Origin of the sequence: Porifericola rhodea (genome assembly GCF_030506305.1) — a bacterium.
Classification (GTDB): domain Bacteria; phylum Bacteroidota; class Bacteroidia; order Cytophagales; family Cyclobacteriaceae; genus Catalinimonas; species Catalinimonas rhodea.
On the sequence record NZ_CP119421.1, the window covers coordinates 375,327 to 388,924 of the forward strand.

Consider the following 13,598-nt stretch of genomic DNA (forward strand, 5'->3'; position numbering starts at 1 on the left):
TCTTCTTACTGGCTTAGGGTAGACAAGGCTCGCTCAGATGCTTTAAAAGCATTAATTTCTTCCTCTGTTTCCTTAGGATTTACCTGCATAGATTGCTTATAGTAGTAAGAAGCTCTTTCAAGATTTTCCAGTTCATGGTACACATCTCCTAAAGACTGATAGCTGAGCCAACTAGGGTTTACTTTTACATTTAGCTCAAATATAGCTTTAGCTTCTACTTTTTTTCCGTCTGCCAGTAGGTCTATCCCTAAAGCATGCAGCTCTTCTTCGGTATTTTCATAATCGTAGGGAAATGATTCCCGCAAATGATAAAAATGATCAATAGCAGCCTGAACACTCTGCTCCTGAATAATATCGTACAAGGCTGTTCGCATAGAGCGTTCCGGAACCTGGTAAGCCTGATTAGATAAGACCTTTCTAACTTCCTGTGTAATTTCATTCATACGAGCTGTACTAACGTTTCCCGTATTGCTCAAAATAATAACTACATGCTCATCCTCTACAAATCGAGCCATAAAAGAGCTGTAGCCGGTAATATGCCCACTATGGAACTCCATGGAAACTTCGCCCCCCCTGCTACCCGGCACCTTAGTAAGTCCTATACCATAGCCATAAGTATTGCTATAAGGTGTAATCCAGGTATCACTAGAGTCACTATAAGCTGTAGTCATTGTTTTTTTTCCTCTACGTGAAAGCAATTTATTGCTATGCAAAGCTCTATCCCAAAGGTAAAGGTCTTCTACTGTAGAGTACATATTACCCGCACCTTGTAAGTTGGCCATATACAGGGGCCTGGCATTTTCATAATTTTCTAGCTCACGTACATAGCCATAAGCTCGCTTGTTCAGAATTCTAAGTCTGCTATCAATGCCCGAATTACTCATTCCTGCCGGGCTCAATATTTTTTCCTGAAGCAGTCGTTCAAAAGAGACACCACTCACTTTCTCTAAAATAATACTGAGCAAAAAGTAGCCAGAATTATTATAACTGTACCTGCTACCGGGTTCAAACTCCAGGTCGCCGCTGCAAAAACGCCGGGCTAGCTCATCGCTGCTGTAATGGTTTACCAGAGAGTCTGACCACACATATGGAATACTGGTATAATTGGGTATACCCGAGCGGTGAGTGAGTAGATGATGAATACTTACTTTATTTCCTGTATCCTGACGATACTCCGGATAATAAGTAGAAATAGTGCTATCCAGATGTATCTTTCCTTCTTCTACCAGTTGCATTACCAACATAGCTGTAAACTGCTTGCTAATAGATGCAATATCAAAGCGGCTATCTACCTCATTAGGAATGTTCCATTCCCGATTAGCCAAGCCAAAAGCATTTTTGTATAAGACATTTCCTTTTTCAGCGACCAAAACACTACCCTGAAAACCATCATACTCATGGTACTTGCTAAAAATATTATCTATAGCTTCTTTTTTATTAACAGTTTGAGACTGGGCGGCATGACCAAAACAGTTTATTAAAAGTATAAAGGCAAGTATGTAGGCAGGCTTATTCATAAAGTTTTTCGTCGTTTCTGTATTCTTCAATTCGTAAAGTTAACAACAAATATAGAATAGATAGGTTGAAAAACCGGCTTTATACTTTAGTCTCCCCTACCCGTAGCCTACGGGTACGAATTAAGTAGCAAATACTTGATTAATAGTACATTGGAAACAAAATGAATTTTATTTCATGATTATATGTGCTATATTTTTAATTGACTATTCTTGCTGGTATCAAGATTGTACTGGTCAGAATACATTATCCAAATCAAACCAGTGTAATTTGTCCGAAATGAAAAAGCAGACCGTCAGATTATGCTTATTGTTGTTCTTTTGCTTTAGTTCCTCCCTGTTTAGCTCCGCTTTGGCAAAAGGTCCGATAGCATCTATCCCGTTCGAGCTTCATGCCGAGCATATATTTATCAAACTTTACATCAACAATCACCCTTCACCGCTTGACTTTATTTTTGACACCGGTGCCGCTTCTACCGTTGTAAGTGAACATAAAGCCAAACGTATGAAACTTCCTAGCGATGGGTTTACCTCTGTTCGTACAGCAAAAGGCCCATCACTGGCATATTATTCCAAAAGAGGAACGATAAAAGTAGGTGATATAAATGTTCAGAATGTACGTATCTCACATTTGTCTTTAAGCCACCTAGATAGAGTACTGGAACGTAATGTTGATGGTATTATTGGACATGACTTACTCAATAGATATGTTATACTGGTAAATTACGATAAGTTTGCACTGGACTTTTACGATCCTCAAAATTTTCAACCCGCACGTAATTTTACAGCCCACAAGGTTGAGCTGATTGCTGGCAGACCATATATTAACGCAGCATTGACTTTGGAGAATGGAGAAACATTGGAAGGAAGACTTCAAATTGATAATGGTTCGGGCTCTTCTATTACAGTATATTCCCCTTTTGTAGATAAGTACAAACTGTCATCTAAAGTAGGACGAACAGAGCTGGTCTATACGATGAATTTTACTGGTATGATAGACAAAAACTATGCAGGCAGATTGCCTGGCTTTGATGTGGGCAATTACAGACTGACCAATGTCCCCATCCGCTTAAATCGTTCTAAATACCATAAACGTGCTTTTATAGATGGTGTAGGACATATTGGAAATGGCTTGCTCAAGCGTTTCAATATTGCATTTGACTACCGAAACGGAATCACCTATTGGTACCCCAACCAGTCATTTGTGGAGGAGTTTAGAGAAGCTTATTCCGGCCTGGTAGTTAAGACCGATCAACAGGAGGAGAAAATATTCGTAAAAAGAGTGTTTGACAACTCACCTGCTGCGCTAGCTGGCCTTGTGGAAAATGATGAAATAGTGATGATTGACAATATAAAGACAGAAGGCCGTACCTCCTACGAAGTAAACGACCTTCTAAATCAAGCGGCTAGCAATATTGAAATTGTGATAAAAAGAGATAATCAACTGAAAAGGTTGAGGCTTAACCCCCGAACATTGTAAAAAGATTAGCCATTAAGCACAGCACGCATAGATTTTAAATTAGACTCGCTGTGCTTAATATTCTTTTTAAGAAAATCTTTTTCTACCTCAGCACTTCTGTCTTTCACTTTCTGCAGAACTACATCTGCTTTATGCAAATACCCAAGGGCTTCTTCCTGTGCCCCTATTGCCTGCTCTATAGCTTCTCTGGACTTGAGTTCACGAGCAATTTTGCTCATAATGCTATGTGCATAATCCATATACGCTCTCGCCATTTCTACATGGTTATCAGGGTTAAAGGCATACGCTTCAGTCGCCATCTTTAGAGTACGCTCAGCTCCTTCCAGTTGATAAATTGTTTCTATATGTCTGGCATAGTCCGCGCACTTAGATTTTGCTGATAATTCTCGAGAAATTGCCTCTTCTCCTTTGGCAAATGCCTTCATACTCACAGGACAGTCTAACAGCTGCCACATAGGGTGTAAGGGCATATGGTCTTTTACAAACTCTTCCGGAGCGGACAGAAAGTATTTCTCGTTGAAGCTGGCTACATATTGCATTTTGTCGTTTAGCCCACCAGCTCCCCAGGTGGCATCCAGAAGGTACCATTTGCCCTCTATTTTAACAGCATTCCAGGCATGATCAGCAGTACTAAAATCGGTGCGGTTTCTGTTTGCAAAGCCCTTGCTATAGCCTGGAACCAGGTGGCTGGTAATACCCACCTCATTACATAGGGCCGTAAAAAGGTCAGCATATCCCTGGCATACGGCTTTTCTGTTTTTTAATACATCTTCTGGGGTAATATTCAGTGAGCTACCTGGCCGGTATCTACGAAAAAGCTCTACGTCATAAGCTATGTTTTCTGACATCCATACGTAGAAGCTTCTTACTTTCTCGAAATCATTTTTTGCAGGTTTCACCAGGTAGGCTGCCAGTTTTTCTACATTTGTAGCGTACTTTGTGGGCGTTTCTCTGGCGTGGCTGTCTATTCGACTAAATTCGGTAGGAGGCTTAGCTATGCTCAGATGGCACAGCAGCAATAAAATACTGAAGAACGTTAACTTTTTCATAACACCTTGTTTATTCAAAGGTCATGGATTCAGAATAACTTTCTGATCCACAACCTATTTTTTCCTTACACAGGTTTCAAAGCTAACGTTCTTTGAGGCTAATTAATTTCCTCAGGCTATCTTCTTGTATTTGATACGTTTAGGTTCAGTATCGCCCAGACGTTTCTTACGGTTTTCTTCATAGTCGCTAAAGTTGCCTTCAAACCAGTATACCTGAGAGTCACCTTCAAATGCAAGTATGTGAGTAGCCACTCTATCCAGGAACCAACGGTCGTGAGAAATAATAACCGCACAGCCCGCGAAACTTTCCAGAGCCTCTTCCAGTGCACGCAGGGTATTCACATCCAGATCGTTGGTAGGTTCATCCAACAGCAAAAGGTTTGCACCTTTCTTTAACATCATAGCCAGATGCACACGGTTACGCTCACCTCCGGAAAGTTTGCCTACTTTCTTTTCCTGATCTGCTCCGCTAAAGTTAAATTTACTCACATATGCGCGCGAGTTAACCTGCTTTCCTCCTAATTCTATCAGTTCATTACCTCCGGATATTGTTTCCCACACACTCTTATCCGGGTTAAGAGCATCATGTTCCTGGTCTACATAGGCTAACTCTACGGTAGAGCCCAAATCTATATTACCATGATCTGGCTGTTCTTTTCCTGTAATCAGATTGAACAATGTGGTTTTACCTGCACCATTCGGACCGATTACTCCTACTATACCAGCCTGCGGTAAATTGAAAGTCAGGTCTTCGTAAAGCAGCTTATCGCCATAAGCTTTGGAAACATGCACAGCTTCCAGCACTTTATTTCCCAAACGAGGTCCGGGAGGAATAAACAGCTCTAGTTTGGATTCTTTTTCTTTAGCCTCTTCGCCCAGTAGCTTATCGTAGGCACTCAGACGAGCTTTAGCTTTAGCCTGCCTGCCTTTGGGTGTCATGCGTATCCAATCCAGTTCTCTTTGTAAAGTCTTTTGTCTCTTCGACTCTGACTTTTCTTCTTCTGACAGGCGATTTTGTTTTTGCTCAAGCCAACTGGAGTAGTTGCCCTTCCATGGAATACCTTCTCCCCTGTCCAGTTCCAGAATCCATCCGGCTACATTGTCCAGAAAGTAGCGGTCGTGAGTCACAGCGATAACAGTACCTTTATACTGCTGCAGGTGCTGCTCCAGCCAAAGTACAGATTCAGCATCCAGGTGGTTAGTAGGCTCGTCCAGCAGCAGCACATCAGGCTCCTGTAGCAGCAAACGACAAAGAGCTACTCTTCTCTTTTCCCCTCCGGAAAGCGTAGCCACTTTAGCATCTGAAGGAGGGGTGCGTAGCGCATCCATAGCGCGCTCCAGCCTTGTATCCAGTTCCCAGGCGTTTACCCGATCCAGCTCTTCCTGAATTTTGCCCTGCTTATCAATTAGCTTCTCCATTGCATCCGGGTCTTCCATTACTGCCGGATCAGCGAAAGCTTCGTTTACTTTTTCAAATTCTTTAAGGAGGTCAACCACTTCCTGCACCCCTTCTTCTACTACTTCTCTCACGGTTTTTTCCTGATCTAATTGAGGCTCCTGCTCCAGCATTCCTACTGAGTAACCCGACGAAAAAGCTACTTCTCCCTGATAGTTTTTTTCTGTACCGGCAATAATTCGTAGTAATGTTGACTTTCCTGCACCATTTAATCCGATAACTCCTATTTTTGCGCCATAGAAAAAAGATAGATATATATTTTTTAATACCTGTTTTTGGGGAGGATAAATTTTGCTTACCCCCGACATTGAAAAAATAATTTTCTCATTACTCATGATAATAGCTTTTTATAAGTATTCTCTGCAAAAAATTTAAGTTGAATTAAAAAATTTCCTGCAAACGATAAATAGTAAAGAATAACAAATTAATTATAAATTCAACATATTTTTGCGCGTCGCACAAAATTTAATTATCATCGTATAGGGTAAAATATGCATTAAAAAAGCGCCTTTTTATCGCTAATAATCAATCTTAAACTAACATTAGAAAAGTGGAGTCAAAGAATCCCTACGGTTTTATCAAAGAGGGTAAAATCTATCGTAATGCTTTTCTTGAATATCCCGAACGTGAGATCGGAGAGGTCCGAGAAAGTGAAGAATCGACCATCAAGTATTTTGAAGACCGCTTTGCTATGGCGGAAAACAAAGTGTACAACCTCAGCAAGGCAGTAGAAGAGTCCGATAACAAAGGATCGTACCTGATGAAGTTAGTGCATATGCGAGAGCAGCTCGCTAATTTTGATGCCCTCGGTGACTATATCGTGTTATACGATAAGCTTGACGAACTGGAAGAGATGCTACGCGAGATTATCTCTAAAAACCGCGTAAAAAATCTGGAGATTAAAAGAGCACTCATAGTAGAAGCAGAAGCTTTTGAACATAGCACCGACTGGCAGGAGGCTACCGATCAGCTTAAGGAAATTAAAAACAAATGGATTCGTACCGGTGCTGTTGAAAAAGAGTATGAAGAAGAGATAGAAGGCCGCTTTACCGAAGTTTTAGATAATTTCTTCCAGCGAAGAAACCAGTTCTTCGAAGATCGCAAGAAAATGGTTGGCGAGCGCATACAAAAGTACTACGATATCATTTATGAGCTAAGAGGCTTATTACGCAGCGATGACAGACAGGCAGCAAAAGAAAGAGTAAAACAGTTACAATCAGACTGGCGTGATATCGGTAAAATTCCCCCCAAATTATACGGCAAGCTATTTAAAGACTTCAGATACTTAACCGGCAAAGTATTTAAACCACAGAATCGCTATGGTTCTGGAGGAGGCTATCGTTCTCCTCAGGGCGGAGGCGGATATCGATCTTCTTCACCACGCCCCTCAGGTGGTGGAGGCTACCGCCCTTCAGGAGGCACTGGTAGTAGTTACCCTCCACGCAGAAGGCCAGACAATCGTTTTGAGCCTGAGTACAATATCACAGAAATGCTTGAGCGCAAAAAAGAGTTACTCTCTCAGGCTACTCAACTTGCCGAACGCGAAGGTGAAGATGTAGTAGAAGATGTAAAAAGGCTAAGATTTCTGTGGAAAAGAACAGGAAGACTCCCTCGTGATGTAGGGGGCAGTATCTCTTCTGACTTTACCAGAGCCTGTGATATGGCCAGCGAAAAGAGCTTTCTCAACCGCCTGGTACGCTCTAAAAACCCTGATTATGATAACATAGATTCTCAGGAAAAAATAAACCTTAAAATTAATCTTTTAAGCAACCTAATCGTAAGAGACGAAAAAGAACTGGATGTATATAAAGAAAACGTTGAAAAGTTCTCTTCTAATACTTACAATGTAGACCGTGAGGTAAGCATTAAGCTGAAGGCACAACAAAGAAAAGTAGAGGTAAAGAAGGCGTTGATGGAGGAGCTGATTAACGGCCTTAGAGCCCAGAAATAATCAAATAGAAATTTGTTGTTTTGAACTTTTTTTTATTGCATGTTATTAATCTCGTAATTACAGACGGAGAGGTAACATATTATTTTTACTGCTGGTAAGAAATTTGTTATCCTAAGAATGTTTTTTAAGATTTTACTTGCAATAATACTTTATTACATTATATAATTTGAATCAAATTAATTAGAAAAGAAAAAGATTAGGATCATGTACTGGACATTAGAATTAGCTTCTTATCTTGAGGATGCTCCCTGGCCTGCAACCAAGGATGAACTCATAGACTTCTCAATCCGTTCAGGAGCTCCTTTAGAGGTAGTGGAGAATTTACAGGAATTGGAAGACGATGGTCAGCCTTATGAAAATATCGAAGAGATATGGCCTGACTACCCTACTAAAGAAGATTTCTTCTTTAACGAGGACGAATACTAAACCACGATTTAAGAGCCAAAAATTTGCGTATTAATAGCGCTTACGAAGGCAGGGAGCTCCACAACGCCTCTGCCACTCTTAAATCTTCTTTCGTTGTAATTTTAATATTTTTATAGTCACCCTCTATTAGGTTGATCGTAACTCCGCTTGCCTCTAATACACTGGCATCATCACTCATCATCTCTGCCCCTAGATTCGCATAGGCTTCTTTAATCAGTGACAATTTAAATGTCTGAGGCGTTTGAATCAGACGATATTCACTTCTATCTACTGCTTTGTTGCTCTGCTTAACACTCCACCGGATAGAGTCTTTAAGCGGCACAGAAACTATTGCATTTCCTTTAGCTTCAGCTTCCTGAAAAGACTGATGAATAATTTTCTGGCTTACCAGGGGCCGAACCCCATCGTGTATGGCTACTAAAGCTTCTGAGAAATGAATGGCATTGAGGCCATTACGGACTGAGGCTGTCCGATTTGCGCCCCCACTAATGATGAGGTGAGGAATTTGAAAGTGGTATTTTTCGCACAATTGCTGCCAGCGATCTTTTTCCGCTTCGGGCAGTACCAGTACGATTTGCAACTGCTGATCGTAGTGGGCAAAAGCTTCTAGTGTTCGCATGAGTATAGGCTTTTCGTGCAGCATTAAAAACTGCTTAGGAATAGCCATCCCCATTCTTACACCACTTCCGCCCGCTACAATTACAGCGATTTTTTGCAAAACGAAGCTCTGTTTAAATAATTAGCATAGCATCACCGTAAGAGAAGAATTTATACTTCTCCTTAACGGCAGTTTCGTAAGCATGCATAATCAGCTCATAACCTCCAAAAGCACAAGCCATCATCAGTAAGGTAGACTGGGGCAAGTGGAAGTTAGTTACCAAAGCGTTACAGATTTTAAACTCGTAAGGAGGGAAAATAAATTTATCTGTCCAGCCTTCATTTGCTTTAAGGCGCCCATTAGCAGATACAGAAGACTCCAGCGCACGCATAGAGGTAGTTCCTATTGAACATACTCTCTTTTTATTGTCTAGAGAGCTATTTACTATATTTTCTGTTTCTTTGCTGATAGCAAAGTTTTCAGAATCCATTTTGTGCTTTGTCAGGTCTTCTACGTCTACTGAGCGAAATGTACCCAAACCAACGTGGAGAGTGATAGAAGGCATATGTACTCCTTTTATTTCCATCCTCTTCATCACCTGGGGGGTAAAATGTAGACCTGCCGTTGGAGCAGCTACCGCACCTACATTTTTTGCGTATATGGTTTGAAAGCGCTCACGATCATCAGGTTCAACTTTTCTTTTGATATACTTAGGGAGAGGTGTTTCACCAAGAGAGTCAATAATTTTGTAGAACTCTTCGTTTTCGCCATCGTAAAGGAAGCGTATTGTTCTACCACGAGAAGTAGTATTGTCAATTACCTCTGCTACCAGTTCACCATCACCAAAGTAGAGTTTGTTTCCTACTCTTATTTTTCTGGCGGGGTCTACCAGCACATCCCATAGATGCATCTCCTGATTAAGTTCTCTTAAAAGAAAAACTTCTATCTGTGCACCAGTTTTTTCTTTGTTACCATACAGGCGGGCAGGGAAGACTTTGGTATCATTGACTACCATAGCATCACCTTCGTCAAAATAATCTACGATATCTTTGAAAACTTTGTGTTCGATTTCTCCAGTATCGCGATGTACTACCATCAGTCGTGCTTCGTCTCTTACTTCAGCGGGATACTGAGCAATAAGTTCTAAAGGAAGGTCAAACTTAAATGCCGATAATTTCATAAGATGTAATCAGAATTAGTTAGCTTGCTATAATAATAAGGAATATGTGTGCTAAGACAGCCGTACCTGTAAAGCAAATCGCAAAGTTACACATTTGTTTTGAAATCGTCACATATTCAATTCTAAATTAACCACTAGCTGGCAGATAGGATATCTTAACATGATCTTCATCAAATTAGTTGCTGAAAGCCTTGTTTTTGCCTGGCAGGCCCTTAAAGCCAATGTACTGCGTACTGTACTCTCATTATTGGGGGTTACAATTGGTATTTTTGCCATCATTACTGTGTTTACAGTGGTAGATTCGCTGGAAAGAAGTATTCGGGATAGTTTGTCTTTTTTAGGCGATCAGGTAATACGAGTAGAAAAATGGCCGTGGATTTTTGAAGACAACTACCCCTGGTGGAAATATTACAAACGCCCACAACCTACACTAACCGAATTTGAATTTCTTCAGGATAACATCACGCTGGCTTCCAGTCTTACTATTTTTGCTGAGCGGGGCAATGCATTAATACAGCACGAAAGCAGTAGTATGAATGACGTACAGCTTATTGGTGTTTCTTTTGAGTACAACCAGGTATACGACACTCCTTTAACTTACGGACGCTACTTTTCTTCCCGAGAAATTGACCAGGCCAGAAATGTAGCACTTATTGGCTACGAAATTGCTCAAACGCTTTTCCCCTACTCGAACCCCTTGGGTAAAGAAATTAAAATAAAAGGCCTTAAGTATGTAGTGGTAGGCGTATTTGAAGAACAGGGAGAAAATATAATTGAAACACCAAGTCTGGATGCTACCTGCCTCATTCCTTATAACAGCTTCTTGAAATTATACGCCAGCGGCAGCAGATTTGGAATAGGCTCTACTATTGGGTTGCGAGGCTTTGAGAATGATGAAGGACTTATAGAGCTTGAAAACGAAGTGATTGGGCTTATGCGCAGCCGTCGTGGCCTACGCCCACTGGAAGAAGAGAATTTTGCGATTAACCGCCCCGAAGCCTTTGCTGAGGTTGTCAGCAATATTTTTGATGTCATTGGCATTGCAGGTTGGATTATTGGCAGCTTCTCCATACTGGTGGGAGGCTTTGGAATAGCCAACATCATGTTTGTTTCGGTAAAAGAGCGTACCAATATTATTGGTATACAAAAAGCTTTAGGAGCAAAAAATCATTTTATCCTCTTTCAGTTTTTGTTTGAATCTATCTTTCTGAGCCTGATCGGAGGATTGGCAGGACTGCTACTGGTCTATCTTATTACCTTCATTCAACTAGGTTCACTAACGCTGCTTCTTACCCCTAAAAATATTATCTTAGGATTGACGGTATCTTGTCTGGTAGGTATAGTTTCCGGATTGATACCTGCCCTGGTGGCTTCTCGTATGGACCCGGTTGAAGCCATTCGTAGCTAGATCATTCTACACTTTGCTCTGTTTTGGCTTTAGCATCTGCTAATCGGGGGTTTTTCACTTTCATTTGCAGGCAGTACTTCATGAGTGGTGCAGAAGTAACTATTGTAAAGATTACCATAACCAGTATTGCCACAAAAATTTCTTCGGTTATCAATCCAGCTTCCAGTGCTATAGCACCAAGAATTACCTCCAGCGTTCCGTGGGTATTCATTCCAAAACCGACTGCCAAGGCCTGAGAAGATTCCAAGCCACCTTTACGCGCACCGAAATACGCACCACTCACTTTTCCCACAAAGGCCAGCACAATTAGTACCAGTACCAGAGGAAGGTTAAAGCTGCTTACAAAATTGATATGCAGCCCTATAGACACAAAAAAGAGGGGAGCAAATATACTATTGATGAAATGATGTAAAATTTCTTTAGCACGCTCGGTAAGGTGTTGCGAATCTCCTACCGCTACTCCAATAATAAAAGCTCCAAAAATGGCATGAATACCTATAAACTCAGTAAAAGCTGCTGCCAGCAGGCAAAAAGCCATAGCAATAGACAATACGCCTCCAGGCCAGGTCATTTTTTTATTAACCCAGGGTAAGCCTTTATTAATCAATCCTTTACCCAGAGTAAGCATTACCAAAGTAAATCCTATTGTTAGCAGAATTGTCTGCCATACGGCCATGCCCGAGCCACTTCCCAACATACTTAGAATAACAGTAAAAATCAGCCAGCCCAGCAGGTCGTTGATCATAGCAGAAGCAATAATCAGCATGCCCATACCAGATTTGAATAAGGACAAATCCATAAGGATACGCGCAATAACCGGCAAAGCTGTTATAGCCATTGTTGTACCTATGAAGAGGGCAAATACCAGCCTTTGATCACTTTCTTTGCTTAACTGGAAAAAATCAGGGAAGTAATATGTAGTTACAAAACCTAAGATGAAGGGGACAGTAAGGGCAAAAAAGCTGGTGAGCAGGGCCTGTTTACCTTGCTGCCATACGATGTGCAGCTCCACTTCCATACCTGCAATAAAAAGTAACAGTATTACAGAAAGCTGAATGAAGCCATCTAATGCGATAGCAGTAGCACCACTTGCGGGAAAAAGCCAGCTAAAGGCTTCGGGTGAGACCGCACCCAGGATTGTAGGCCCCAGAATAATGCCCGCGATAATCTCTCCAACCACTGCTGGTTGTTTAAAAACCCTAAATAATTCTGCCATCAGCCTGCCTACGCCCAGCATCATGCTTAACTGTATCAGTAGGTTGACAACCTCTGCATGATTAAGTTTTTCCATACAACAAAAAAATGAACCTTCTTAAAGATAACAAAAAAAGTATAGGGTGGGCTATCCCTTATGATGAACAACCAAAAGATTGGTAGGAAGGTCAGCCAGTAGGTATTCCATATCGTGAGGAAAAATTCTGTCAAGCAGATTCAGCTTATGCTCAGGAGCACCCAATACCAGCAAGTCAGATTTTACTCTACGAGAAAATTTCGCTATCTCAAACTCTGGTTTACCAGCAATAACTTTGACATTAATATTAAGGCCAGAGGTATCCAGCTTGCCCAGCATCCGATTGACGTTTTGCAGTTCTTCATCCAGAATTCTCCTTTTGGTTTTGCTGTATTCATTCTCATTACCTTCTTGCCCGGCAACTGCCATAGCTAGCCCCAGCATACGCACCTCGCGCAACACATGTACCTGTGAGGCTTTTTCTATTTTACCTAAGGCCACGCCTTTAGTAAGGGTAGATAGCAATGCCTCATTTTCTCCACCATTGATCACAATTTTGCGAAATGGCTTGGGTTGGTTAGAAGGGTTGACCATTACCAGCACAGAACATTCTGCCTTGCGTAATATGGTACGGGCTACGGAGCCTATATAGTAGCGAAAGATATTCTCTTTGCGCATAGCACCTGCCACCAGTAGGTCTACTTTTTCTTTACGGCACACTTTTAAAATCTGCTTGGCGGGTTCACCTTTCTGCCATACCACCTTTACTGCAGACTCATCAAAACCAATATCCTGTAGCTTGCTATGCAGCAGTTCTTCTTTATCAGCGGTTTTGTTACCTACATGTATAATGACAAGCTGGGCCTTGAACAACTCCTGAAAGCGACGGGCTTCGCTAAGAATAGCTTCGTAACGAGGAGAGAAGGCTAATGCAATAGCTAATTTTTTGAACATTGTAATAGCAAAAGAATCATAAATACTGGATACAAATTAACAGAAAGAAACCAAAAGCTATGCTAAACTAAGAGCTTATGATGGTTTTTATTTTTTTACAAACCATTAGTTGATAAAACGATTTGTAAGATAATGAATGGATTTGCCCTTATGATGCCTTCTTGTGCCATTATTAGGACAATGTGTAATACGACTGTTTTTATAAACAACTCAAAATTGAGGGCTAATATTGAATAGAATTAAGAGATTTTTAGTATCATGGCTCTAGATTATGCATAAATGAGCAGACAGTTTTAGAGTGAACAACCTATATTTTTAAACTCTCTTCAGATTTTTATAATAACACAACTA

11 protein-coding genes are annotated in these 13,598 nt (G+C 41.0%); 4 read left to right on the forward strand and 7 right to left on the reverse strand.

The features are described 5' to 3' along the window. Positions 1-5 precede the first annotated feature (5 nt). Positions 6-1,517 carry a beta-lactamase family protein gene (locus PZB74_RS01660; RefSeq protein ID WP_302240233.1) on the reverse strand — a complete coding sequence of 504 codons (1,512 nt, stop codon included), beginning with the start codon at positions 1,515-1,517 and terminating at the stop codon, positions 6-8. 349 nt (positions 1,518-1,866) lie between these two features. Here PZB74_RS01660 and PZB74_RS01665 point away from each other — a divergent pair, with 349 nt between their 5' ends. Beyond that, positions 1,867-2,994, forward strand: a complete 1,128-nt coding sequence (locus PZB74_RS01665) for an aspartyl protease family protein (protein ID WP_302240235.1) — start codon at positions 1,867-1,869, stop codon at positions 2,992-2,994. Between the two features lie 5 nt (positions 2,995-2,999). Here the strand turns inward: PZB74_RS01665 and PZB74_RS01670 are convergent, their stop codons facing one another. Together PZB74_RS01670 and ettA are read right to left on the reverse strand one after the other, a co-directional pair. After that, the gene (locus PZB74_RS01670) at positions 3,000-4,043 is read right to left on the reverse strand and encodes a transglutaminase domain-containing protein (RefSeq protein ID WP_302240236.1); all 1,044 of its coding nucleotides are present in this window, start codon (positions 4,041-4,043) and stop codon (positions 3,000-3,002) included. A gap of 111 nt (positions 4,044-4,154) precedes the next feature. Beyond that, on the reverse strand, positions 4,155-5,834 hold the full coding sequence (ettA, locus tag PZB74_RS01675) for an energy-dependent translational throttle protein EttA (RefSeq protein WP_302240238.1): 1,680 nt from the start codon (positions 5,832-5,834) through the stop codon (positions 4,155-4,157). Between the two features lie 215 nt (positions 5,835-6,049). Between ettA and PZB74_RS01680 the strand changes: the two genes are divergently transcribed. Then, on the forward strand, positions 6,050-7,450 hold the full coding sequence (locus PZB74_RS01680) for a DUF349 domain-containing protein (protein ID WP_302240239.1): 1,401 nt from the start codon (positions 6,050-6,052) through the stop codon (positions 7,448-7,450). A gap of 204 nt (positions 7,451-7,654) precedes the next feature. Further along, a complete protein-coding gene (locus tag PZB74_RS01685) occupies positions 7,655-7,876 on the forward strand; it encodes a DUF2795 domain-containing protein (protein WP_090257868.1) in 222 nt (73 codons plus the stop codon). Positions 7,877-7,916: 40 nt separating this feature from the next. Here the strand turns inward: PZB74_RS01685 and PZB74_RS01690 are convergent, their stop codons facing one another. Continuing rightward, positions 7,917-8,594, reverse strand: coding sequence for a 2-C-methyl-D-erythritol 4-phosphate cytidylyltransferase (locus tag PZB74_RS01690; RefSeq protein WP_302240241.1), 678 nt, complete (start codon positions 8,592-8,594; stop codon positions 7,917-7,919). A 13-nt stretch (positions 8,595-8,607) separates the two neighbouring features. Further along, positions 8,608-9,654, reverse strand: coding sequence for a tRNA preQ1(34) S-adenosylmethionine ribosyltransferase-isomerase QueA (gene queA, locus PZB74_RS01695; protein WP_302240242.1), 1,047 nt, complete (start codon positions 9,652-9,654; stop codon positions 8,608-8,610). Positions 9,655-9,814: 160 nt separating this feature from the next. On the opposite strand from queA, the gene PZB74_RS01700 reads away from it, so the two are divergent. Next, the gene (locus PZB74_RS01700) at positions 9,815-11,062 is read left to right on the forward strand and encodes an ABC transporter permease (RefSeq protein WP_302240244.1); all 1,248 of its coding nucleotides are present in this window, start codon (positions 9,815-9,817) and stop codon (positions 11,060-11,062) included. A 1-nt stretch (position 11,063) separates the two neighbouring features. Here PZB74_RS01700 and PZB74_RS01705 read toward each other — a convergent pair whose 3' ends face one another. Continuing rightward, positions 11,064-12,353, reverse strand: coding sequence for a cation:proton antiporter (locus PZB74_RS01705; protein WP_302240247.1), 1,290 nt, complete (start codon positions 12,351-12,353; stop codon positions 11,064-11,066). A gap of 51 nt (positions 12,354-12,404) precedes the next feature. Continuing rightward, positions 12,405-13,247 (reverse strand): universal stress protein, encoded by an 843-nt coding sequence (locus tag PZB74_RS01710; protein ID WP_302240248.1) that lies wholly within the window; start codon positions 13,245-13,247, stop codon positions 12,405-12,407. Between the last annotated feature and the right edge of the window lie 351 nt (positions 13,248-13,598).

What these genes read in the sequence shown, in the direction of transcription:
- PZB74_RS01660 (WP_302240233.1), bottom strand. Translation starts at nt 1,517, where the DNA reads ATGAATAAGCCTGCCTACATACTTGCCTTTATACTTTTAATAAACTGT.
- queA (WP_302240242.1), bottom strand. Translation starts at nt 9,654, where the DNA reads ATGAAATTATCGGCATTTAAGTTTGACCTTCCTTTAGAACTTATTGCT.
- PZB74_RS01700 (WP_302240244.1), top strand. Translation starts at nt 9,815, where the DNA reads ATGATCTTCATCAAATTAGTTGCTGAAAGCCTTGTTTTTGCCTGGCAG.
- ettA (WP_302240238.1), bottom strand. Translation starts at nt 5,834, where the DNA reads ATGAGTAATGAGAAAATTATTTTTTCAATGTCGGGGGTAAGCAAAATT.
- PZB74_RS01685 (WP_090257868.1), top strand. Translation starts at nt 7,655, where the DNA reads ATGTACTGGACATTAGAATTAGCTTCTTATCTTGAGGATGCTCCCTGG.
- PZB74_RS01670 (WP_302240236.1), bottom strand. Translation starts at nt 4,043, where the DNA reads ATGAAAAAGTTAACGTTCTTCAGTATTTTATTGCTGCTGTGCCATCTG.
- PZB74_RS01705 (WP_302240247.1), bottom strand. Translation starts at nt 12,353, where the DNA reads ATGGAAAAACTTAATCATGCAGAGGTTGTCAACCTACTGATACAGTTA.
- PZB74_RS01710 (WP_302240248.1), bottom strand. Translation starts at nt 13,247, where the DNA reads ATGTTCAAAAAATTAGCTATTGCATTAGCCTTCTCTCCTCGTTACGAA.